Annotated in this window: 16 protein-coding genes and 1 rRNA gene; 8 read left to right on the forward strand and 9 right to left on the reverse strand. The window is 49.0% G+C overall.

Annotation, left to right across the window (positions count from 1 at the left end):
• From ACFVSO_RS10270 to ACFVSO_RS10280, 3 genes are all read right to left on the reverse strand, one after another.
• Positions 1-577: ribosomal RNA gene (locus ACFVSO_RS10270) — 16S ribosomal RNA — on the reverse strand; the annotation flags it as partial.
• Between the two features lie 834 nt (positions 578-1411).
• On the reverse strand, positions 1412-1606 hold the full coding sequence (locus ACFVSO_RS10275) for an S-layer homology domain-containing protein (RefSeq protein WP_387474245.1): 195 nt from the start codon (positions 1604-1606) through the stop codon (positions 1412-1414).
• Positions 1607-1649: 43 nt separating this feature from the next.
• Positions 1650-1841: a hypothetical protein gene (locus ACFVSO_RS10280; RefSeq protein ID WP_387472890.1), complete on the reverse strand. Its 192-nt coding sequence runs from the start codon at positions 1839-1841 to the stop codon at positions 1650-1652.
• A gap of 828 nt (positions 1842-2669) precedes the next feature.
• Between ACFVSO_RS10280 and ACFVSO_RS10285 the strand changes: the two genes are divergently transcribed.
• From ACFVSO_RS10285 to ACFVSO_RS10310, 6 genes are all read left to right on the forward strand, one after another.
• Positions 2670-4106 carry a PTS mannitol transporter subunit IIBC gene (locus tag ACFVSO_RS10285; RefSeq protein ID WP_387472892.1) on the forward strand — a complete coding sequence of 479 codons (1437 nt, stop codon included), beginning with the start codon at positions 2670-2672 and terminating at the stop codon, positions 4104-4106.
• 72 nt (positions 4107-4178) lie between these two features.
• Positions 4179-6242 (forward strand): BglG family transcription antiterminator, encoded by a 2064-nt coding sequence (locus ACFVSO_RS10290; RefSeq protein ID WP_387472894.1) that lies wholly within the window; start codon positions 4179-4181, stop codon positions 6240-6242.
• The gene (locus tag ACFVSO_RS10295) at positions 6239-6670 is read left to right on the forward strand and encodes a PTS mannitol transporter subunit IIA (protein WP_387472896.1); all 432 of its coding nucleotides are present in this window, start codon (positions 6239-6241) and stop codon (positions 6668-6670) included. Before ACFVSO_RS10290 ends, ACFVSO_RS10295 begins: the two co-directional genes overlap by 4 nt.
• Positions 6670-7833, forward strand: a complete 1164-nt coding sequence (locus tag ACFVSO_RS10300) for a mannitol-1-phosphate 5-dehydrogenase (RefSeq protein ID WP_387472898.1) — start codon at positions 6670-6672, stop codon at positions 7831-7833. Before ACFVSO_RS10295 ends, ACFVSO_RS10300 begins: the two co-directional genes overlap by 1 nt.
• Positions 7830-9542, forward strand: a complete 1713-nt coding sequence (ptsP, locus tag ACFVSO_RS10305) for a phosphoenolpyruvate--protein phosphotransferase (protein ID WP_387472900.1) — start codon at positions 7830-7832, stop codon at positions 9540-9542. Before ACFVSO_RS10300 ends, ptsP begins: the two co-directional genes overlap by 4 nt.
• A 12-nt stretch (positions 9543-9554) precedes the next feature.
• Complete coding sequence (locus ACFVSO_RS10310) at positions 9555-9815, forward strand: HPr family phosphocarrier protein (protein ID WP_387472902.1); 261 nt, start codon at positions 9555-9557, stop codon at positions 9813-9815.
• A gap of 184 nt (positions 9816-9999) precedes the next feature.
• On the opposite strand, the gene ACFVSO_RS10315 is transcribed toward ACFVSO_RS10310, so the two are convergent.
• The 3 genes from ACFVSO_RS10315 to ACFVSO_RS10325 all read right to left on the reverse strand — a co-directional run bounded on the left by ACFVSO_RS10315 (position 10000) and on the right by ACFVSO_RS10325 (position 13617).
• Positions 10000-10944 carry an alpha/beta fold hydrolase gene (locus ACFVSO_RS10315; RefSeq protein ID WP_387472904.1) on the reverse strand — a complete coding sequence of 315 codons (945 nt, stop codon included), beginning with the start codon at positions 10942-10944 and terminating at the stop codon, positions 10000-10002.
• Positions 10945-11160: 216 nt separating this feature from the next.
• A complete protein-coding gene (locus ACFVSO_RS10320; protein WP_387472906.1) occupies positions 11161-12342 on the reverse strand; it encodes a multidrug effflux MFS transporter in 1182 nt (393 codons plus the stop codon).
• A 621-nt stretch (positions 12343-12963) separates the two neighbouring features.
• Entirely contained in the window at positions 12964-13617 is a 654-nt protein-coding gene (locus ACFVSO_RS10325; protein ID WP_387472908.1) for a GNAT family N-acetyltransferase, read from the reverse strand.
• 195 nt (positions 13618-13812) lie between these two features.
• Between ACFVSO_RS10325 and ACFVSO_RS10330 the strand changes: the two genes are divergently transcribed.
• Positions 13813-14694 (forward strand): deoxyribonuclease IV, encoded by an 882-nt coding sequence (locus ACFVSO_RS10330; RefSeq protein ID WP_387472910.1) that lies wholly within the window; start codon positions 13813-13815, stop codon positions 14692-14694.
• Positions 14695-14897: 203 nt separating this feature from the next.
• On the opposite strand, the gene ACFVSO_RS10335 is transcribed toward ACFVSO_RS10330, so the two are convergent.
• Together ACFVSO_RS10335 and ACFVSO_RS10340 are read right to left on the reverse strand one after the other, a co-directional pair.
• Positions 14898-16877 carry a GTP-binding protein gene (locus ACFVSO_RS10335; protein ID WP_387472912.1) on the reverse strand — a complete coding sequence of 660 codons (1980 nt, stop codon included), beginning with the start codon at positions 16875-16877 and terminating at the stop codon, positions 14898-14900.
• A 98-nt stretch (positions 16878-16975) separates the two neighbouring features.
• Entirely contained in the window at positions 16976-17881 is a 906-nt protein-coding gene (locus tag ACFVSO_RS10340; RefSeq protein WP_387472914.1) for a phosphotransferase family protein, read from the reverse strand.
• A gap of 283 nt (positions 17882-18164) precedes the next feature.
• Here ACFVSO_RS10340 and ACFVSO_RS10345 point away from each other — a divergent pair, with 283 nt between their 5' ends.
• Positions 18165-19094 (forward strand): tyrosine-type recombinase/integrase, encoded by a 930-nt coding sequence (locus tag ACFVSO_RS10345; RefSeq protein WP_387472916.1) that lies wholly within the window; start codon positions 18165-18167, stop codon positions 19092-19094.
• 287 nt (positions 19095-19381) lie between these two features.
• Here the strand turns inward: ACFVSO_RS10345 and ACFVSO_RS10350 are convergent, their stop codons facing one another.
• Complete coding sequence (locus tag ACFVSO_RS10350) at positions 19382-23461, reverse strand: discoidin domain-containing protein (RefSeq protein ID WP_387472918.1); 4080 nt, start codon at positions 23459-23461, stop codon at positions 19382-19384.
• Positions 23462-23549: the final 88 nt, after the last annotated feature.

Here is a 23549-nt window from a genome sequence, read left to right on the forward strand (position 1 = left end):
GCCCAATAATTCCGGACAACGCTTGCCCCCTACGTATTACCGCGGCTGCTGGCACGTAGTTAGCCGGGGCTTTCTTCTCAGGTACCGTCACCTTGGGAGCAGTTACTCTCCCAAGCGTTCTTCCCTGGCAACAGAGCTTTACGATCCGAAAACCTTCATCACTCACGCGGCGTTGCTCCGTCAGGCTTTCGCCCATTGCGGAAGATTCCCTACTGCTGCCTCCCGTAGGAGTCTGGGCCGTGTCTCAGTCCCAGTGTGGCCGATCACCCTCTCAGGTCGGCTACGCATCGTCGCCTTGGTGAGCCGTTACCTCACCAACTAGCTAATGCGCCGCAGGTCCATCTGTAAGTGACAGATTGCTCCGTCTTTCCCGAATCAGTCATGCGACCGATTCGCGTATCCGGTATTAGCATTCGTTTCCGAATGTTATCCCAGTCTTACAGGCAGGTTACCTACGTGTTACTCACCCGTCCGCCGCTAACCCCACGTTTCCGAAGAAACGTTAGGTCCGCTCGACTTGCATGTATTAGGCACGCCGCCAGCGTTCGTCCTGAGCCAGGATCAAACTCTCCATAAAAGTTAGTTTGAAATGCTCATTACGTTGTTGCTTCGAAGTTCTTCACACTGACCAAGGTCAATGTGAGCTCTTCTTCTATCTATTAATTCCTTAGAATTAACAGGGCAGTTTCGCTCGTTGTTCAGTTTTCAAAGAACAATCTCTTTCGTATCCGCCGTTTGTATCTCGCGGCCGGACTAATAATATAACATGGCTGTTTCACAATAGCTACAGGTAATTAATTACATATGTGTAGGAACGATATTTCTCAGAACAACTCCAATTTTAGTTTTTTAAAATAATATAGCTTGGTGAAGACATATTCATATAAAACGAGTGAGGCTATGCCTGCCTCTATTCCGAACGATCAGGAGCCATAGTTCATGAGCAATTCCACAACCAGAAAGTTGAGAACTTGTCAGCACTAGAACCTGCGAATGCAAAAGGCGTTGACTAAATGAGTATTGGATCGGTATTCAGGTTGCTCGAGCTGGTAGTATAACAAACGATATCCATCCATAACCGACCAATAAGAAGAGATAGGACGAGCATTTTCCTCGCCTGTAATACGCTAGATTTTTCATAACTTTCATGTTGATTGATGGGTTCCGTACCCCAAATCATGCCTAACCCCGTTCGCAGTCAGTAGCCCTGGAAGATCTGCATCATCCCGCAGACAGCAGCATAATTTCGGTCGCTAGTCAGACGATCCAGCCCTGTAGCGGATGATAGTTGTAGTTCTGTTAATTATGCATCCTGTTTTGATTCAAACTAATGTTATGCACCCACTTTTGTTTCAACGGTCAGTATTCTTGTTGTCCCAAGACAAAGAATGAAACCCGTCAAATTAGAGTTTCATCCTTTTCCAATAAAATGAGACATTGATTTGGGGTCATTTGATTTTTTTTCGATAGCTTTTAATATGACAGTTACCGATTCCGCCCTGGTTGCATGGGCTTGGGGTTTCATCGTGTTATCCGGATAACCGGCAATCATTCCATGCTCTACTGCGACAACGACCGCCTTCTGTGCCCATGTAGAAACGCCCAGTGGCCATTCAAATCGTTAAAGTGAACTCCATATTCATTTTCCGCTACAGGTTTCGAAATACTGCAAATTTGGTAAAGTGGTCGGTTGTACCGCTTACGACACCCTTCTCCCATTCGATCCCGATAGTATTCAGTTCTATCCATTCATTCGTTTCTTCATTGAACCAGTAAAGGCTGATTTCAACGTTATCGTCTCGAAGTGATGGAGAGAGATATCTCCCTCTCATTGCTCTCATTCCATTCGCTTCACCTTTCATTGCCGGTTTTACCCCGCCTTTGTTGATAGGTTTGTTTCAACTTCAACCTATCCCCTAATTATAAATGAATTCATAGATCATGAAATCTAACGGCGGTTATCGCTATAAAATGTACGATGGATATGGCGTCAGTAGGGCGCTCTTCAACTATACTCTTTGGAAGGAGCGAATATATCTGAGGCAAACACAAGATATATCCATAATAATGAAGTCAACTTGTTTCATTATTTAACCATATTAATCATCACCCGCTTCATTACCATTTTCCTGTCAGCCACAAAACGGACTCACCATCAATCATAGTGAATGTCCCAACATATTTGGCTCTACTCCCCCGCTTTATCCATCTGCGCATATGAGTGTTCAATCAAATCCAAAGTCTCGATATGCTGAATAACATTGGTGCATAGCGTAACAATAATGAACAAAAGGATCAGGCCGATACTCACTTTCCCTTGGTCCAGCTGCATGACGAACCGGGCGGCCAAATGGAAGAAGTATGGCGCTTAGATTAAAAGTAAATAAAGGATATATAGGGCCGCTCCTCTCATAACGAACGGTTGTCTCTGATATGTCCTTCCTATCGCTTGCATATGTTCAATACTAGCTGCAAAATGCCGCTATAATGCGCTTTCATCTTAAATTATTCATGCTTTTTTTTGCGCCATCATAACATATTGTCAACAGCTTTCATGACGAAAGCTGCTTTTCATTTGATTGAACTTGAAAACGCTTACGTATTATGATGACTACAGCTTCAAGAAAGCATTTATGAATAATTAACCCTATTAAGGAGGTCAACTGATCATGAGTCAACAACAGCACTCCGCTTCCGAGCAAGGCGGTGCCAAAGTCGCTATTCAGAAATTTGGACGATTCTTGAGCGGCATGGTTATGCCTAATATCGGCGCTTTTATTGCTTGGGGCTTGATCACGGCCCTGTTCATTCCAACCGGATGGTTCCCGAATGAAAGTCTGGCGACACTCGTCGGACCGATGATTACCTATCTTCTGCCGATTCTGATCGGCTATACCGGCGGCCAAATGATTCACGGCACGCGCGGTGGTGTCATCGGCGCTGTGGCTACGATGGGGGTTATTATCGGCTCAGACATTCCGATGTTCCTCGGAGCCATGATTATCGGCCCGCTGGCCGCATGGATACTTAAAAAGTTCGATCAGTCGATCGAAGGCAAGATTCCTTCCGGCTTCGAGATGCTGATCAACAACTTCTCCTCCGGGATTATCGGCGGACTTCTGGCGCTCGGTGCCTACAAAGGCATTGGCCCGGTAGTCGAGATGATCAGCAAAGGGCTCGCTAACGGCGTTCAATGGCTGATTGACGCGGGACTGCTGCCGCTCACGAATATCATTATTGAGCCGGCCAAAGTATTGTTCCTGAACAATGCCATTAACCACGGCGTGCTAGGCCCGATCGCGCTTGATCAAGCGACGAAAACTGGGCAATCGATTATTTTCATGCTGGAATCGAATCCAGGCCCGGGTCTTGGCATCCTGCTCGCCTTCTGGCTGTTCGGACGCGGAGCTGCCAAGCAATCTGCTCCAGGCGCGGTTGTCATTCATTTCTTGGGCGGTATTCACGAGATCTACTTCCCGTACATCCTGATGAACCCGAGACTGATTTTGGCAGCGATTGCCGGCGGTGTTGCTGGTACGTTCACCTTCGTTCTGTTTGGAGCAGGCCTTGTAGCCACCCCTTCACCGGGCAGTATCTTCGCTTACTTTGCCATGACGCCAAAGGGCGGATGGCTGCCGATGCTTAGCGGTGTTGTTGTAGCAACGATTGTATCGTTCCTCGTCGCTGCCCTGCTGATGAAGACATCCAAGCAAAAAGAGGATGGCGAAGATCTGGAATCTGCACAGACCAAAATGAAAGAAATGAAAGCTCAGGCGAAAGGGACAGCGGTAGCGTCCCCAGCTCCAGAAGCGGCGCCTAAAACGATCGAAAACGTTCAAAAAATCGTATTTGCCTGCGATGCGGGCATGGGCTCAAGCGCGATGGGCGCCTCCATCCTGCGGAAGAAGATGACGAAAGCAGGCATTGATGTGACGGTCATTAATACGGCGATCAACGATCTTCCAAGTGACGCTGATATCGTCATTACGCATAAGACACTGACAGATCGGGCGCGGCTGAAGGTTCCTGCAGCGGAGCATATCTCCATCGATGACTTCCTGAAAAGCCCGCAGTATGACGAGTTAGTAAGCCGATTAGGCACATAATAAGAAATCGTAACGCTGGCGTGCAGATACGCCCGCGTTACGTTAATTTTCCGTAAAGGAGGCCGCCGGACTATGAAAGTATCCAATAGACAACGCAAAATATTGGAGCTGCTGCTTAGCCGGCAGGACGATATTACAGCCGATCAGCTGGGTCAGACCATTGGGATTAGCTCCAGAACGGTTCATCGGGAGCTTCAAATACTAGACCCCGTACTGGCTGGCTATGATATAGCACTTGTCAAAAAATCCGGCTCCGGCATTAAGCTCATGGGCGATCAGCGCAGCCTCAGCGAGTTTCAAGAGCAGCTGCGGAGATCCGATACCGAGACGTATTCCCCTGAAGAACGCAAGGTGCTCATCCTCTGTCAACTCCTTAGTCAGGATGAACCGATCAAGCTCTTCTCTCTCGCAAGCGAGGTTCAAGCGGCGATTCCTACCGTCAGCCGTGACCTGGAAGAGCTGGAGACATCACTGACGAACAGCGGTCTTGCTCTCGTTCGCAGGCGCGGGTACGGCATAGAGATTACGGGTGAGGAAACAGACCGCCGCAATTTCATTGTCAAGCTGGCGGAGGAATATATCGATGATTTTCTTGGCGCCTTATCCCGAAAAGAAATATGGCCAACCACTCATGAGCTGCTGAAGCTAGTAGGCCATGATGCCTTGTTTTCGGTAGAGCGCACTTTATGGCAGCTGGACGAGAATTGGGTCAGGCGGCTAAGAGAAGCCGACTATAACCGGCTCCTTGTACGGTTATCCGTTGCCTTTATCCGTATCCAAAAAGGACATTTGATCTCGTCTGCTGCCCGTCTATCCTCCGTCCAAATCAGTGAGGAAAGCAAACAAAAGCTGAATGCCCTCTCCTCCTCCCTCGGGATCGACGCAATGCCTGATGAGGAGCTTAGCTATATGCAGTCACTGCTGGATCAGGCCAAAGAAAAAGAAAAGCGCAGCGCATCTGCACTGCTGGAGCAATACGGGCTTGGACTCGCCGAGCGTGCGATATCACTCATACGCTTGATGGAGGAAGAAACCGGTACCCCTTTTCACAAAGATCGAACGCTGCTTGAAGGCTTGATCAGCCATCTGGGACATGCGCTGGAGCGGCTGCAACAGGGTGAAGCGATTCGCAATCCCCTGCTCGCTCAAATCAAAAACGACTATGAATCCTTGTTGGAGTCGACTATTCGCAGTGCTGCGAAAGCATGGACGGACCTTGTTATACCCGAAGAAGAAGCAGGCTATCTAGCTATGCATTTCGGCGCAGCCATGGAGCGTTGGAAGCTTGTTCCAAGACAAGTGCGGGCCTTGCTCGTTTGCACGAGCGGCATCGGCTCCTCCAAGCTGCTTGCCGTTCGCATCGTCAAGGAAGTGCCGCAAGTGGAGCTGCTTGGGCACTACTCCTGGTATGAAGCGTCACGCATGCCGAGTGAGAAATATGATTTGATCATATCTACAGTCGATTTGCCGATTGAGACTGATCGTTATATTAAGCTCAGTCCCCTTCTGACTAAGGATGAAGCCGAACGGCTGCGCAGTCATATTCGCGAGTTATCGGTATCCCCTGAGATCGTGGATGAGAAGGATGATAGGCAAGATGCATGGCAAAGGCTTAATTTGCTCAACCGTTATGCAATGGAAACGGTGATGATTTTGGAGTCGTTCCATGTCTATGAGCTGGACCACGGGCGTACTCCAAAGCTTGATGGGCTGCTGAAGGATGCGCTGCCGCTCATGCTTAAGGAAGACGATCGACAGCATACGAATGCGATTGCCAATCTGCTCATTCAGCGCGAGCAGCAAGGCAGCGTGTTTATCCCGGATACGAGCCTGGCCATGTTCCATACCCGAAGCGAGCTTATCACAAAGCCGTTGATATCGCTGTTCCGCCTGCAAGAGCCGCTTCTCATGAATGAACAGGAACAGCAGCTTGCCTCGCAATTTCTTATTATGCTGGCTCCGGCAGGCTTGAACCGGATCGCATTGGAGCTGCTCAGTGAGATTAGTGCGATGCTGCTTCAGCCAGAGATGAACCAGCTATTGAATGAAGGCATAGCGGAGCGAATCCGCTCCTTCATGTCACGCCAACTAGAGATATATATGAAATCCAAATTGGAATGGAGAGAACCATCATGAGCATACTGACAACAAACACCATTATTTTGAACGCATCCGTTGCCGATAAATTCGAAGCGATCCGCCTTGCCGGACAGCTGCTGGTCGATGCGGGCCACGTACCTGCCGCCTATGTGGACAAAATGATTGAGCGTGAGCAAGTCTCCTCTACCTACCTGGGCGGCGGGCTCGCTATGCCCCATGGCACAAATGATTCCAAAAGCTTGATTCAATCGACAGGCATCTCCGTCGTTGTACTGGCGAATGAAGTGGACTTCGGCGGTGAAGCCGCTCGTCTTGTCATCGGTCTTGCCGCCGTAGGCGATGAGCATCTGGAGCTGCTGTCCAGCCTGGCCGTTCTTGTATCGGATGAAGACGATATGGAGCGGATTCTGAACGCTTCGAGCAAAGAAGAGCTTCTTGGCATCTTTGCAGAAGGTATGGAATAATGAAGGCCGTACATTTTGGCGGAGGCAACATCGGGCGCGGTTTTATTGGCCTGCTGTTGTCTCAAGCCGGCTATCAAGTCACATTTGTAGATGTGGATCAAGAGCTTGTCCGGCTGCTTCAGGAGCGTAGGCAATATTCCGTCGTGTATGCCGGTGACGAGCAACAATCCTTTACAGTAGATCATGTCACCGCCATTCATGGCAGTGACCAGGCGCAAGTCGCCGAGGCGGTTGCCGGGGCCGATCTGGTCACAACAGCCGTAGGCGTGAATGTGCTTAAGCATATTGCCGGTTCAATTGCCTCGGGTATCGTTAGAAGGCTCGAGCAGTCAGGCGGCCCGCTAGTCCTCATTGCCTGCGAGAATGCCATTGGCGGAAGCAGACAGCTTCAAGAGCTTGTCTATAGCCATCTTACGGAGCAGCAACAAGCAGAGGCAAGCCGAATGGCTTTCTTCCCCGACGCTGCGGTTGACCGCATTGTTCCTCTTCAGCAGCATGAGGATCGTCTCAAAGTGCTTGTCGAACCTTACTACGAGTGGGAAGTAGACCGCTCTTCCCTGCCACCCAGTCATAAAGAGATTCCGGGTGTTCACTATGCGGATCAGCTGGAGCCTTACATTGAGCGCAAGCTGTTCACCGTGAATACCGGACATTGCTGCGCAGCCTATCATGGCTATCTGCAAGGCTTGGGCACCATACAAGAGGTTATGAGGCAGCCGTCTATTGTGGCGCAAGTAGAAGGCGCCATGCAAGAGACGGGCAGTGCGCTAATCGCACAATATGGCTTTGATGCAGATGAGCATAAACGTTATACTCAAACTATTCTGGAGCGGTTCCGTAATCCGCATCTGACCGATGAGGTTGTTCGGGTTGGCCGTTCCCCGATTCGCAAGCTTTCTCCAAATGATAGACTCGTACGTCCTGCCCTATCCGCCTATGAGTTTGGGATTGAAACGCCGTACCTGGCCCAAGCGATGGCAGCTGCGCTGCTCTTTGATTCTCAGGATGATCCGGAAGCGGTGCAGATTCAGGAAACGATTAGCCGGGATGGGATCTCCTCTGCGGTGACTGAGTTCACCGGCCTTGATGAGAATCACCCGCTTCATGCCGCTGTACTGGAAGCTTACAATACCTTGAAGAAGGAAAGGAGTGATCGCATATGACACGGTTATTGCAAGGCATTAAGGCATCGCCAGGCATGGCAGTCGCACCGATCTTGATCTATCGCAACAGTCAGCCCGTCATTGAAGAAACAACCATTACAGATACCAAGTCGGAAATCGAGCGGCTGCAGGCTGCGCTGCGCGAGACACGGGCAGAGCTGGAGCAGCTTCGCGACTCCGTGAAAGCTAAGCTTGGTGAAGAAAAAGCGGAAATCTTCGAGGGTCATCTCATGATATTGGAAGACCCCGATCTTATAGATGCAGTTATAGAAGCGATCCAAAATGAATCGGTCAATGCCGAATATGCGGTACACACCGCCTCCTCTTCCTTCATCGAAGTTTTAAAGCAGATGGACGACGAGTATCTGAGAGAACGCGCGGCTGATGTTCGTGACGTATCCGGCAAGCTGATCGGACGCTTGAGCGGCGTCACACAAACCGATCTATCGCAATTAACGGAACCTTGTATTATCGTTGCGAACGATCTTGCACCTTCAGATACCGCTAAGCTGGATATAGGGGTGGTCAAAGGTTTTATTACTGAAATCGGCAGCCGAACCTCGCATTCGGCCATTATGGCCCGTTCGCTGGGTATTCCCGCGATTGTTGGTGTCGGAGCGCTAAGCGATGATATCCAGACAGGAGCGTTGGCGCTGCTTGACGCAACGAATGGGACAGTCACGATTAACCCGAGCGAGCAGCAGCAGCAAGATTTCACAGGCAAAAAAGAACAATACGACCAGCAGCAAGCGGAGCTGGCCAAGTGGGTTAGCCGCCCTTCCCTTTCCGATGACGGCCATCGCGTAGAGCTGGCTGCCAACATCGGCAAGCTGGAGGATGTTCAGAAGGCTCTGGACAATGGCGCTGAGGCGATTGGCTTATTCCGAACCGAGTTTCTCTATATGGGCCGCAGCTCGCTGCCTACAGAAGATGAACAGTTCACCAGCTACAAATATGTGCTGGAGAAAATGAACGGCAAGCCGGTAGTTATCCGAACGCTCGATATCGGCGGCGACAAAGAGCTCCCTTATTTGGAATTACCGAAGGAAGCAAATCCGTTTCTTGGACAGCGTGCATTGCGCCTATGTCTGGAGCGTCCCGATCTATTCCGTACACAGCTGCGCGCGCTTCTGCGGGCAAGCAGCTATGGAAACTTGAAGATTATGTTCCCGATGATAGCCGTATGGAGTGAATTGCGGGATGCCAAGGCGCTTCTGGAAGAAGAAAAAGCCAAGCTTCTGGCAGAAGGAATCCCTGTCTCAGATACAATCGAAATCGGAATGATGGTCGAGATTCCGGCGGCGGCGGTATCCGCTGATTTGTTCGCCAAGGAAGTAGATTTTTTCAGCATCGGCACGAACGACTTGATCCAGTATACAATGGCGGCCGATCGTATGAATGAAACCGTCTCTTATCTGTACCAGCCATGTAATCCCTCAGTCCTTCGCCTTGTTCGAATGGTTATTGAAGCAGCGCGCAAGGAAGGTAAATGGGTCGGCATGTGCGGGGAGATGGCTGGCGACGAGTCGGCTATTCCCTTGCTGCTCGGTCTTGGACTGCATGAATTCAGCATGAGTGCAAGCTCGATTCTGCCCGCAAGAGCACAGATCGGCCGTCTCACCTATGAGCGCTGGTCGCAGCTAGCTGAACAGGCATTAACAAAGGCTACACAAGATGAGATTCAAGACTTCGTTAGAAGCCAATCTTAAGGAGGCAACGTTATGATTAGCAAAACATTTACGATTATCAATCCGACAGGATTCCACGTACGACCTGCCAAAGCGTTTGTTCAAGCGGCATCCGCCTTCCCTTGCACGATTAAAGTCGAAAACAAAGGCAAAAAAGTGAACGGCAAAAGCTCGCTCAGCATGCTTACCCTTGGCATAGCCGCACAGGATGAGGTTACGCTTGAAATTGACGGGGACCAAGAGCAAGAAGCAATGGAGCGGCTCGGCAAGCTGCTGACGGATATTTACGAATAAACAACGAGAATCCCCCTATCACGCTAACAAGCGTTGAATGGGGGATTTGTTTTTTAAGGGAGATTCAGCTCCGTGAATTACGTAATAAATATTATGTTAACTAATACCATTAAATGATTTGTGTATGAAAAAAAGCGAACCGTATCATGCGGTCCGCTCGATCATTTCTCGTCGTCGAATGTGATTAATCAGCTGCAATCTCGCTCATGAACGCTCTGAATTGCTCTGTAATCTCTTTGGAATACTGGTGATGCAAGTAATGAGTACCGTCCTCCATCGTTACGACTTTCCCATTAATCGAATCTTTGACCTGTTCTTCATGCATCGGAATCCAGTTTTCTACATCCGTCGAACTTCCGTCAAGGAAGAAAATGAGTGGCAGATCTGCTGGGAATTGCTTGTGCTCTACCGCTTTGAAGTTATCGTCAAAGTACTTGGATTCGTTGGCGATGTTGGCATTCATCATATTTCGAAGGGTGAGTATTCGAATCTGCTCTTTTGTCTCCTCGTCGACGTCTGGGGCAATCACTTGGTCTGGAGATAATTTTAAAAGCAGACGGTAAAATCCTGAATCCTTCAACATTTTCATGGCATCAACAGGCAGCTCTTCTCCTCCGCCTTGTGCTGGAACACTGGTGTCGATCCCCACAAACGCACTAACTTCATTCCGGTATTGATTGACATACTCTAACCCGTATATACCGGAGATAGAATGCCCCATGAGGATATAGCGATCAATCTTTAACTGCTGTAGAGCTTCATGAAGCTCGGAAGTTATATTCTCTATCGTACGTTCTTTTTCAGTGATATCACTTAATCCGTAGCCGAATGGCTCCACAACAACGACCTTATAGAATGGAGCAAGCTCGTCCACGAGCGGCTTGAAATCAAGTGCCGGCGCTGCAGTGCCATATCCAGGAAACAGCACAATCGTTTCTTCCCCGCTGCCTTGAATGAGCACATTCATATTTTTTCCGTCAACCGTCACATGCTGGCCATACGACTGTATTTTAGCCTCCTCTGACCGGTTGCTAACCGCATTAACGGCATACATAATCACCAATAAAGCGATGATGACTAGCAAAATGATGCCCAATACTTTTAACAAAACGAAAAGTGTCTTCTTCATCACGTAATTCCTCCCTGTATCGTCATGCTTGTGTGAGTCTAATGTAACAAATTAGCTTAAATTCAAATAAAACAGAAGCTTAACGCTATCTTAATTCTCCCTGTAGGATACAATTCCAAAAAAAATAAGCGCCTCCCGCTCCGGCGCTTATCCAATCATGCTCATTTTCTTATTTCTTTTCTGCATTCATAACAGTATCTCTACAAGTCGCAGCCTTTACGGCTTTCTTCTAACCCAGACAAAGCCGATCACAGCCATTCCGATACTTAATGTCATAAAATAAATCGGCATCGTCATCAGTGATCCGGTATGGAGCAGTCCCATTCCCATTGTAATGAGACTGACGAGTACATAATAGCCCGAGCTGAAGATAGCCCCTGCTGTTCCCACCACATCGCGGAAGTCGACAAGCGCCAGACTTAGGCAATTCGGCAATGCCATGCCTGCACCTAACAGCATGATGAATAGTGAAACAATTATCGACCAGAACAAAACGCTATCAGCCATCTCCATGGCATTCACGCCAACCAGCAACAATGCACCGCCTGTCATGACCGCCAATCCTAGATGAATGATCGTCTCCGGACGATAATGAGGCAGTAACCGCCTAGAGTACATCGCTCCTGCTGCTGTCGCTAATGCAACCATAATGCCTAGAAAGCCATATAAGCCAGTCGACAGCTTAAAGTGGTCGATAAAAATAAACGGAGCTTCGGCGTAATAACTGAAGAGCACGCCGTTAATGCCGCCTATTAGCAACGCAAAGGCGATCACCCGCGGTGAGGTGATCATCCGCTTTATAACCGGAACCACAGCTGCACGAACTCTGGCATCAGGCGGATGTGTCTCCGGCAGCTTGGCGTAGGCATACGCGAATAGCCCTACACTTATGGCGACCAGTACGAAGAATACCGCTTCGAATCCCCAGATTTGGTCCACCCAGCCGCCAATAAGCGGCCCTACCGCAGGTGTAAAAGCGATAACCGCCGAGATTTGGGCAAACACGGCATTTCGTGCATTCCCTGAAAAGCTCTCGCGCAGGATCGTCTGCGTAATGATAGAGCCTGTTGCTGCGCCGAACGCTTGTACGAGTCTGCTCACGAGCAGCCACTCGATAGTTGGCGACAGTAAGCACATCAGACTGCCGATGCCATAGCACACAAGACCGGCAAGCATGGCAGGTCTTCTCCCGATCAGATCGGACATCCAGCCCCAGCAGAATACGCCTAGCGCAAATCCGATGAAGTAAATGCTTAACGTCATTTGAACCAGACGATTCGATGCGTCGAAAGCATCCGAGATGTCCGGCAACGACGGGGTATAAATCGTTTCGCTAATTTGCGGAAACGCGACTAATACAATCATTAACAATAAAGATGGTGCTGCCTTTTTATTCACGTTGTATGCCCTCCTACAAGCATGGTCTATTGGTTAGTTATAGGAGGAGCGTAGCTAGGGAAATGGCGGGACCATCGTTAAGATGCGTTCGTACGATGTCATGTCAATCACCTTTTTGGAATGGTTTTAGGAGGGCTTGCTCATTAGGCTACTATATCTTAAATCCTGGCGGGTGAAAAGCACCTTGTGAGATGCGTGGTAGGAGCGGCAATTCATAAGTTCTGTAAAAGGGGAAAACGGGAAGCAGCAATGTACACTTTTTCTCTGGGGAAATGTGACGCATAATGGAAGCATGACAAGAGAAAAGGGAGTTGGCAACCATGTTCATGAATGATTACGTATCGCATCAGCTGTGGAAAGTTCGTGAAGCCGAATGGGAGAAGCAAGTTCGCTTTACCCAAACCTGGTTTACAAACCTGAAACGCAAGCTAAGCGCGTAAAGGAAGAGATGCCGTCCCATACGCTTCAGACATAGATATTTAAAGGTAATCGTAACTAGCACAAAGCCGACGCGTATGCGACGGCTTTTTCTTCCATTCAGCTGATTACGATACTGGCATCCCCCATTGCACCTGAATCCATATCTAACTTCGAACAAATGTTCTCTCCCCCGATTTTTCGCTACTCGTAGCTTCTTTGAAGCCGATCCGTCAAATTCGCACGAACCTCCGGCCACTCTTCAGCAAGTATCGAGTAATAGGCTGTATCCCGTATTCCGCCATGACTTGCGGGCACATGGGCTCTTCGTATCCCTTCATATAACGCGCCGATCCGTTCGATCGCCTGCCTAGACCGCATGTTGCGGGCATCCGTCTTAAGTGTCACACGAACTGAACGCCATACCTCGAACGCATGACTAAGCAGAAGCAGCTTGCATTCCGTATTGACGCCTGTCCGCTGAGCTGTGGCCGAATACCAGGTACTTCCGATTTCCGCTACGGTTGGCGGATTTGCATCAGATGGCGATAACCCTTTCGTTACGCCTGGCGGCCATGGCGGAGGCCAGCCAAACACGTCCAAATCAAGAAATCTCGTTGATCCAATGATACGGTCTGATTCCATATGGCGCACGACAAACGGCAGCATACGGCCCGCTTCCCAACCGGACAAAGCGCCCTGTATGTAAGCTTGCGCTTCCTGAGCACTCTCCGGTACATTGGTATACGAATAAGTTGCCCGGTCCTCCATAGCTGCGGCATATAGATCGCCCGCATGATCGATGGTCATAGGTTCTAGCCGGATAATATTTCCTTGAAGCGTGACTGGAGTTAGCATGGAATCCCTGCTTTCTAGATGAAGTAGTAGTATCTATTCTTCCTTGTGAATGTGCTATTTCCACAGTATCATGAGAGCTTGATCTGCGCCAAGCCCTTTGTCACTGATTTGTTTTGAGCATGAAAGATCCAGCCGTGCTTACTGAATTCATAACAAGGCAACAATAAGAACAAAAAGAGTTGAAGGATGAACGCAATGGCCTTATTAGTTGGTTCTCATGTATCGATGTCCGGCAAAAAAATGCTGCTTCAAGCGAGTGAAGAAGCGGCTTCTTATGGTGCGAATACGTTTCTGATCTATTCGGGAGCCCCGCATAATACGCGGCGCAAGCCATTAACCGAGCTTAATGTAGAGGCTGGGCATGCGCATATGAAGGAACATGGCATTAGCCATATCGTCGTCCACGCCCCTTTCATCATTAATTTAGGCAATACGACAGACCCCGGCCGTTTTGAGCACGGGGTTGAATTTCTGCGTTCGGAGGTTGAACGGACAGAATACCTCGGTTCAGATCAGATTGTCGTTCATCCGGGATCGCATGGCGGAGCGGGTACAGTTCCCGGTTTGCTGAAGATTATAGAAGGTTTAAACGAAATATTAACCGAGAAGCGCAATGTCCAGATCGCACTAGAGACGATGGCGGGCAAAGGAACGGAATGCGGCCGTACTTTTGAGGAAATCGCAGCGATCATGATGGGCGTAAAACACAATGAGCGTTTATCCGTATGTATGGACACCTGCCATATTCATGATGCGGGCTACAAGGTGAAAGAGGACTTTGACGGCGTACTGGAGGAGTTTGACCGTATCATCGGGATTGACCGGATTAAGGTCATTCACGTCAATGATTCCAAAAATCCCCGCGGCTCCCACAAGGATCGCCACGAGAATATTGGTCATGGCTATATTGGGCTTGAGGCGCTGAGATACGTGGTCCATCATCCGCAATTAGATGACATTCCGAAGCTGCTGGAGACTCCATCGATTGGCGAGAAGAAATATAGCAACCCGCCCTACAAGCATGAAATCGCCTTGCTTCGCGGTGAAGTCGACGAGCCGATTCAGAAACCCAAGTAGTTCATTACTAGGGGTTATCACATTCTCACCTTATCGGTTTCCACGCACTAATGTCCATGTTATCTTGCAGCTCTTGCCGGAATCTCTGCACCCATAGCTCTGACGGGATTTCCAAATAATCTAGTATGCGCTCACGACAAACAACCCGAGTGGAAAATGAGCTGCACTCGGGTTGCAAATCCTGTATGTGAACGGACATGGCCTCAATAAGCGCGCAGAATATGAAGCAAATATTCTTTCCGATTCAACGGATTGTAATCGGTTCGCTCTCTTGTCGGAAAATCGCCGTTCATCCTGATGAATCCGGCCGGCTCGACCAGCATGACGCCTTCACCCCGGGTAAATGTACGCAAGCTTCTCTTGAAGCTTTCTGTGGCGGCTACGGGGATGGTGCCTGTTATATAAAACGTGTCGTTATGAATAGCTGTTTCGTGTACAACCGCACGTACTGCGGATAGTTTGAATACCGCTTTGCTCATCATCTCTGCTGGCACCGTTAACTCGAACACAAGAATAGGCTCATATACAGCGGTACCCGCTTGCGCAAGCGCCTCCATCAATACAAGAGGCACCAGCTTTCTGAAATCGCCCGCTGCAGATACCGGGCTGAAATAACCGGTTTGGGTCAAGGAGACGACAATATCGGTGACTTCCCAGCCGTACAAGCCTTGTTTCAAAGTAGTGCAAACCGTCTCCTCAATGGCTTTATGGAAGGCAAGCGGCAGCGAGCCGGGCTCGACTTCCAGGCGGTAGTCGAGCCCGCTTCCTGGAAAGCCGGGCTCGACTTTTAGTCCGACAGTCGCATAAAAAGGGTTATTGCCCTCCATGATGATCTCTAGCGCCTGCCCCGTTCCTGCCGGTTTTTCCAAGCAGATGGTTCTCGTCTCCGAGAACCGGACATCTAATTCATAATCCTCCTGCAACACCGCCTCAATTACTTCTTTTTGCACTTCGCCAAAAATGCGGATATACAGGTCTTGATGAACATCATCTTTCACCACTTGGATTAACGGATCTTCCTCCGACATGCCAATAAGCGCCTGGTACAGCTGATGCGCTTTGTTTGGTTCTACCGGTTCGATTCGCGTCTCCATTTGCGGAACGGCGAAGCTGAAGCGCTTGATCGTATCGGACTGTTCGCCGATGATATCCCCGATCTGCACGTTCTCGAGTCCCCATACTTTGCCCAAATCCCCGGAGGTTACTTTGGCAGCGGGAACTGACTTTCCGTTTATTAGGGCATGCAGTTTTTTGATTTTGCAGATTCGCGTCTCATATTCGTCCTGCTTGTTTTTTCGCTGTAGCTTTATTTGTTCCCTCATGTTCATGCTGCCTGAGAACAGTCTGACATAAGCCGCTTTTTCGCCTGACGGTTCCTTTTCGAGCTTGAACACGACACCCGACAACGCCTCTTTCTCCGTATGCTTATTCACCGGAAACCACTCGGATACACCGACGAGTAAATGGGATACGCCCTTTCCCGTCACGGCGGAACCGAAATAAACCGGATATACATTCCCTTGTCTGACTTGCTTAGCAAATGCTTCCTTTACTTGCCCTTCCGAAATAAATTCGCCGTTAACGTAAGACTCCAACAATTCTTCGTCATACTCTGCCACGAGTTCGATGCATTGTTCCAGAAATGCTGGTTCCGTCTTCCAATCAAAAGAGTGTTCGGAAACAGACGCCAACTTCGTTCCTGCATGTTCAACTCGGCAGAGAGAAATAACGTTGGGGGTCAGTTTGTCGCGGATCCGCATGTTCGTGGCATCGAATTGAGCGCCAGGGAGATCCATTTTGTTCACGAATAGAATCGTAGGAATCCCCATTTTATTCAAGACGGAAAACAGTATTTTGGTTTGCGCTTGTACACCCTCCACCGCCGAAACAACCAGGATAACACCGTCTAATACGCTCAGAGACCGCTCCACTTCCGCGATGAAATCCGCATGGCCCGGCGTGTCGATTAAATTGATCTTCAAACCATGGGCGAAAAAAGAAACGACGGACGCCTTGATCGTGATGCCTCTTTTTTGCTCCAATTCCATCGCATCCATCTGTGTATTTCCATGATCGACCTTTCCCAGCTCGTTAATGACATGCGTATCGAACAAAATACGCTCAGCCAGACTCGTCTTCCCGGCGTCTACGTGCGCGAGAATCCCTATATTCATAATATGCATTCGTTAAAATCCTCTTTTCTTTGTCCATGTCATAATGCTCCTTTCGATTGTGGTTGAATTGCCGCATACCAATCACTCCTATTCAAGTTTTATGCCCTTTAACTGTTTTTGATCGACAAATAAATCCGTTCACGTAACTTTCTCAAACTGTCAATTTCACTTGGCTGTCCAACATGTTGTTCGATAACATGACCGCCAAAATCATGTATCAATAATCCGTTAAAAACAAGCTCGGTTATTTCATCAATACTGTAATTGCCAAAGTAGCCTGTCATAAATGCTGTATCAAATTGAAATAATTCACACGCAATCAATGCATGTTCATAGACAACGGGAGCAAGTACGGCATCGGCAAAATCAATGATATACAGCTTTTGATCAGGGGTAAGTAAAAGGTTATCGCCATTTAAGTCCCCGTGAACAAATACTTTTTCGCCAAATTCATGAGAATGAATATAATTCAGCCGTTCTTTTCTGAAATGCTTCGTGTATTTTTCCCATCGGTTATGTCTATCTTTATCGTGGATAACATCAATACCATTAAACGAACTACAAGGTGTGTTTATTGCATCAGTTATTAAACGTAACCTCTCACCTATCGTAACCTTCTCTTCAAAAGTAAGGCTTTTGTTTAATTTGTTTATTTCAGTACCTTCGATATAGTCCATAATCATATATGAAAATCTGTATTTGTCTTGTATAAATCCGCTTGTGACAAGTTTTGGTACAGAGACACCAAGCGTAAAAGCTCTATGCATAGCGAATGATTCGGTTTCAAAATCTGCTGTGCTGTCTATGCCGGATTCCTTTGGTGCAAATATTTTTATCACATAACCTCCCACCTTAAATACTGCATTAGTACCGGGAGTACAATGTTCTATTTTTGTAAAATGAAGCTTTTCTTTAACAAATATACTTCTTATCAAAGGTTCAAAGGCAGAGATCGTTTGATATAATTTGCCCCATGAATCCCATCCGTTAATTTCGCTCGCAAATAAATTCATATTCATTTTCTCCTCCCTTTCTCAAACTCAGGGTTCCTTTCTTCTATGACAGTTTAACTGTGCTTTCATGTGGTTTCCAGGTATTGTTTGATTTAAGGCAATATTACGGCCTTACTACTGGCGTAACACGGGTGTGAAAGCGAATGAACGAGAGATATGTCACGTAACGTTCTCCAATCACTCATTTTAGGCTCTTTTTTCCGAAAAAAAGGTGTGATAAAATTGCATTAAATCTATATTTAATGCAACTTTGATTACAAACAACGAGAACAGGTGTGACTTGATGACTTATCCATCCGAAACGTATGAGCGAGAGCTTCAATTGTTCCAAATGTACATGAAAGACCGGGAATATGCCAAGGATACCCAGGCGGCTTATCTTCACGATCTGAAGCATTTTCTGATCAACATAGACGGCAAAAAAATAACGGACGTCACGAACATTGATATTATGAACCATCTCACCCTCGTGCGCGAAACGGGAGCGGGTGCCCGCTATCGCAACCGATGCCAATCTGCTATTCGCCTCTTCTATAAGGTGATGATTAAGTTCAACGCGGCATCGGCCAATCCCGCGATGGATATTGAGAAAGCCAAGGTGGACAAAAACCGTAAGCCCGCCTTTCTGGAAAAGCAGTACCTGGATTCTTGCATGGGGCTGATCGAGGGCAAATATCGTGTACGTGATGTATCTATTGTTGCTTTAATGGCTTATGCCGGTCTGCGCGTCAGCGAAATCGTAAAGCTGAATACGATCGATATCAGCGGGAACACGCTAAGCGTTCGGGGCAAAGGCGACAAGTGGCGCCACATCCCCCTCCCCCCGGAGCTGCTGGAGCTGCTGCAGCATTACTTGACTGACGAACGGCTCGAACCGCGCAACAAGAAAGACGAGCATGCGTTTTTTATATCGCAATTCGGACGCCGCATTAGCAAGCGAATGGTTCAGACCGTTACAGAAGCGACATTTGACGCCTTGAAGGAGCAATTTCCGCATTTAAAAGGCATGCCGCTCTCTTCGCATAAGCTCAGACACTCCTTTGCAACCGATCTGCTGCGCAGCGGTGTTGACCTTCGTGCAGTTCAGGAGTTATTGGGCCATGAAGACATATCGACAACGCAAATTTATACGCATGTGCTCGACGAGACGAAGCAGCGTGCGATGAGCAGCGTCCGTCCTTCCATTCCAAGCTTTGCCGCAAGCGAATTATGAATTTAGCTAAAATACAGCTGCAAGCACAAGAGGCTGGACGAGATGATCAGCCTCTTCTTCCAATTATGGAGTTCATGATCCCTCTACACACTTTTTGAAGGGAATCCGCCAATAATTGGGAATAACTTTAATTCTAGTTACAATACACCACTTGATTCATTTTTAAATGTTACTAATATAATAATTGTGAACGTAACTATTTTTATGTAAACTTAATCTCATTAATTAAAATCAACAAACGACCGCACCGATTTTCGATGCAGTCGTCTGAAGCTTACCTTATTTTTTTAATAACCATATACCCCGAAGTTGTACAGGGAGTAACCGTATGGCGTTCCGCGTTCTGTAGCGCTTAATCGTACAAAACGCCCGTTCCCGCTCACTGAAATCGTTTCCGTACCGCCCGCTCCTGTTACAGTGCTGTACAGATCGGTCCAGTCTGAGCCGTCACTCGATACTTGCAGCTTGAAAGACTTGCTGTATGCCGTCTCCCAATTCAGCTCGATGCGGGTCAGCGTTCGTGCTTGCCCTAAGTCTACGCTGATCCACTCTTCATCATTGCCGAGCTGGGATGCCCAGCGTGTAGCGCTGTCTCCGTCGAATGCTAGGCTAGCGTCAAACGGGACTTCAATAGAGGAAGCCGAAGCGGTTTTGCCTTGCGACAGCAAGGACTCCGATGGTAGATTGCCCCCTCCGTATACCTCCAGCTCATAAATGGAATATCCGTAAGGTGTAGCTCGCTCCGTCGCATAGACGCGCACATGACGAGCGCTGCCGCTTACTGCGATCTCGTCGACGCCTCCGTCCCCTGTCGTTGTGCTATAGATATCGTTCCAAGATGATCCGTCGTTCGAGAATTGAATTTTATAGGATTTAGCATATGCTGCTTCCCAGGTTAGCTTGATAGAGCTGATCGTTTTTTCGCTGCCGAGATCGACTGCGATCCACTCCGGATTCGTGCTGTATTGGGATGCCCAGCGCGTGCCAGGGTCACCGTCAACTGCTCCGCCGCCTGCGAAAGGACCTTCAACTGAAGAGACGGTCGTTGGACGATTTAACGCCAGATTCACATCGGGCTGCTCGCCGCCGGAGCCGTCTCCGCCATCCCACTCGACCCAATCGTCTGCGGCATTCGTGTTTTGCAGCGGGTTAACGGATACAAGCGATTTGGGTCCGACAATCGCGGTGCCAGTTGTACCTGAGCTGTTTTTGAACGTTACCGTTACCGCGCTGGAAGTCGGGTTCCAGATCTGAGCGGTATATTGTCCGTTTTTCTTGTATACGGAAGCTCCGCTCCAGCCGGTTGCCCAGACATCCGTTGTTCTCTCGCCAAGCGATGCCATGTTGTTAACGAACCAATACGTGTTGAAAATCTCATTGCGCTGCATAGTCGTCGTTTGCCACTTGGCCAGAACGGCTTGCGGATCGCTTAGCGCCTGAATCGGCCAAATAATATGCTGCCAATCCGTCTCCGGGCCGCCATTGTCGGCTACGAATCCAGCGTACAGATCAGCTGCTTTGGATTTGTTAAAGGCATAGCTCGTCAAATATTCGCTAGTAGGCAGCCAGTGGATGCCGTAGATATGCTCATCTTCACCGCTGAAGAATGTGCCGTAGAAATACGAAGTGCCATACACTTGGCCCACCGACTTATGCGTCCATTCTGGCAGCCAGTTGTCCCCGTCATAATTAAACCAATATTGCTCAATCGCTTTCAGCTCTGTGGTAAAGCCATAGATGGAGGCGTCGCGGTTCGCCGTATCGCCTTGCAGCAAGCTCCACATGTATTGGCCAACCCAGCCGAACAAGGATTCTCCGGCTGCCTCCTGATTGTTGCCGTTCGGATTGTCCGCGTATCCCCCTGCCCATGAATGGCCCTGATACGGATCGAAGGCACGGAAGCGCGGATAGAGCGGGTCGTTGTCCGACGGATTCGCATAATCGCGGATGAGATGATCAATCATTGGCTCATAATCCTGACGGAAGCCGTCATCGAAGGTAGACAGAACAGCAGATGCGAATACGTAGTAGCCATAGGTGAAGTGATGGTCGGTTATGCCGTAGTTGGCGCCAAATTCGCTCGTTTTGTAGTACATCGTGCCCCAATGCGGATCATAGTAGAAGAAGTAGTCCGGTTCGCCGTCGGTATACGTATACCAATCAATTAGGATCAATTTGATCCGGCTTAGGAACTTATCCCGCAGTGTGATTTCGCCCATCTCATTGGCAGCCAGTGCGCTCATTGCCAGCGGATGAAGCCGCTTGCCCTGCCAGTATGCGTCTGCCGCCATCAGATTTCCAGATGTTTCCTCGTCCAGAATTTCCAGATACTCTACCATCTGCGCACGCGAGTATTCCGAATTCGCAGGTTCCGTGAATTGCGGTATCATGCCGTAGAAGCGGTCCACGGTGGTAAAGGAATTGCCCTCGCGCACCTTCAGCGTACCGCGAATGGACGGATACGAATGTGAGGTGAGTGCGGACGTCGTCATTTTCCACTGATGAGGATACAGCGCCAGCAGCGTCTGGTTCGAGAAACCGCTGCGTACGAGCTGCGTCTCTGCTTGGAAATTCGTAGTAACGGTAGCATCCGCTGAATTGTAGCTGTACGTTACACCGGTATCTGTTACGAACGCATAAGCATGCTGGTAATAGAAATCAAGTGCAGAAGCGGATGGCAGTGAAGCCAGCGATACATAGTTGCCTCCGCTTCCGAGCTGAAGCTTCAGCTTGGCCCCCGCTTTTTGGAACACGGTGCCTGGCGGTACGAACATGCCATAATATCTGGTCTGGATCGTACCTTGCGGACTGCCGTCCGTATTGGCAATGCGAATCCCAATCCGGTCGCCCGTGAACGTCGCGCCGTCAGAAGCGAGAATCGGTGTTCCGTTTCCGTCAGTAATTTGCGTAATGAGCGATGAGTACAGTTCTACCGAATTAGCGTCGCTGAACCGGCTGAACACATACGGCGAGCCTTTTACGAAAGTTACTTTCATCTTATCCGTAGTGTCGTCGCTCAGTACAGCATCTACGGCGAAGTCGCTATAGCCTGTTACGCGGTTCGACATTTTGGAGGTGTTGATATTGTTCGCCATCAGATACAGGTCCGGCGGACCGTCTGCGTTCACCGCATTGCCTGCGCTGTCCATCCATCCCGTACCCGGATTCAGAATGCTAAGTCCTTGCGGCGTAAAGCGGGACTTCAGCGGCAACGTAATGATGGGATCACCCAAAGGCTTGATGAGCATCGACTGCCACCAGTCATTGGAGGCGATCGGCGTATTGACGTTTGATGTTTTGTATTGTGGATAATTAGGCTGGGGCATGCCGATATCATTCGTCAGGTAGCTGCCTTCACCGGCCTGCACAATACTGCGCTGCGGTAAAGCCGGGATCGGATGCGAAGGCTGCGGATGGCCCGCCACATAATCGTAAACTTCAAACTCAAAGAGCGAGTAGCCGAAGCTGGTTGCCCGGCTAATGCCCTTCATGCGTACGTATTGCCCGGAGGCATAAACCTGAATATCTTGCTTGCCGCCGGCTCCGTACAGCTCCCTGTAGATCGGCGTCCAGTTCTGGGCATCATCCGACACTTCCAGATCATACGTACGGCCCCCAGCTTCCCATTGAAGCACAATGCGCCCGATTGTGCGCTTGCTGCCAAGGTCGACATAGATCCATTCATTATTCGTGTGGTTCGAACTCCACCGTGTCGCAGGGTTGCCGTCTACCGCATGTGCCGGAAGAGTGGAATTTGGCGGCAAGTATGCGGATTGCTCATAAGAAGAAGCGACGACTGGCCGGCTCAGAGCGACATTGGGACCATATTGCAGAGGCGGTTCGTTAATGCCGCCCGTACCGTATACTTCAAACTCGAAGATGGAGTAGCCGTATGCGCTAAGCGCTCTCTCCAATCCCAGGATGCGGACGAACCGGCCTTGGCCTTCGATCGCCAGATCATCAACGCCCCCATCACCGTTCACTACAGTATGAATGTCTGACCAATTCATTTCGTTATTGGAGGTTTGAATCTTGTATGCGCTTGCATAAGCGCCCTCCCATTGAATTTTGATGCGGTCAATCGTTGCCTGTGCTCCCAGATCGACATAAATCCATTCGTCGTCCGAGCCCCACGCGCTCGACCATCGCGTACCTGAATTTCCGTCAACGGCTTGATTGGGCGTCATGCCGCTTTCACTTGACGATGCGTAGGCGGTCCTGTTTTGTGAAAGCAGGTAGGAATCCGCCGCATGCACCGGATCAGGTGAAGCGAAACTGATGAGCGGCGTCATAAGCGCCGCGGCAAGCATAGTAAGCAGTCCCTTCCGTATCCCGGAAGGTTTCTTTCTCTTAATCGTCTCCATCATGTACCTCCTCATTGGTATTGAGCAAGGCGTTAACCTGCTCACTATGAGTGTAAAAGGATAGAGACCTCGGTTGAACTGCACGAATCAA

The sequence above is a fragment of the Paenibacillus sp. NPDC057967 genome (assembly GCF_042887015.1).
Lineage (GTDB): Bacteria > Bacillota > Bacilli > Paenibacillales > Paenibacillaceae > Pristimantibacillus.

Coding starts and splice junctions, on each gene's coding strand:
- ACFVSO_RS10345 (WP_387472916.1), top strand. CDS start 18,165: ATGACTTATCCATCCGAAACGTATGAGCGAGAGCTTCAATTGTTCCAA.
- ACFVSO_RS10295 (WP_387472896.1), top strand. CDS start 6,239: ATGAGCATACTGACAACAAACACCATTATTTTGAACGCATCCGTTGCC.
- ACFVSO_RS10300 (WP_387472898.1), top strand. CDS start 6,670: ATGAAGGCCGTACATTTTGGCGGAGGCAACATCGGGCGCGGTTTTATT.
- ACFVSO_RS10280 (WP_387472890.1), bottom strand. CDS start 1,841: ATGAGAGCAATGAGAGGGAGATATCTCTCTCCATCACTTCGAGACGAT.
- ptsP (WP_387472900.1), top strand. CDS start 7,830: ATGACACGGTTATTGCAAGGCATTAAGGCATCGCCAGGCATGGCAGTC.
- ACFVSO_RS10340 (WP_387472914.1), bottom strand. CDS start 17,881: ATGAATTTATTTGCGAGCGAAATTAACGGATGGGATTCATGGGGCAAA.
- ACFVSO_RS10310 (WP_387472902.1), top strand. CDS start 9,555: ATGATTAGCAAAACATTTACGATTATCAATCCGACAGGATTCCACGTA.
- ACFVSO_RS10325 (WP_387472908.1), bottom strand. CDS start 13,617: ATGCTAACTCCAGTCACGCTTCAAGGAAATATTATCCGGCTAGAACCT.
- ACFVSO_RS10315 (WP_387472904.1), bottom strand. CDS start 10,944: ATGAAGAAGACACTTTTCGTTTTGTTAAAAGTATTGGGCATCATTTTG.
- ACFVSO_RS10350 (WP_387472918.1), bottom strand. CDS start 23,461: ATGATGGAGACGATTAAGAGAAAGAAACCTTCCGGGATACGGAAGGGA.
- ACFVSO_RS10290 (WP_387472894.1), top strand. CDS start 4,179: ATGAAAGTATCCAATAGACAACGCAAAATATTGGAGCTGCTGCTTAGC.
- ACFVSO_RS10335 (WP_387472912.1), bottom strand. CDS start 16,877: ATGCATATTATGAATATAGGGATTCTCGCGCACGTAGACGCCGGGAAG.
- ACFVSO_RS10330 (WP_387472910.1), top strand. CDS start 13,813: ATGGCCTTATTAGTTGGTTCTCATGTATCGATGTCCGGCAAAAAAATG.
- ACFVSO_RS10285 (WP_387472892.1), top strand. CDS start 2,670: ATGAGTCAACAACAGCACTCCGCTTCCGAGCAAGGCGGTGCCAAAGTC.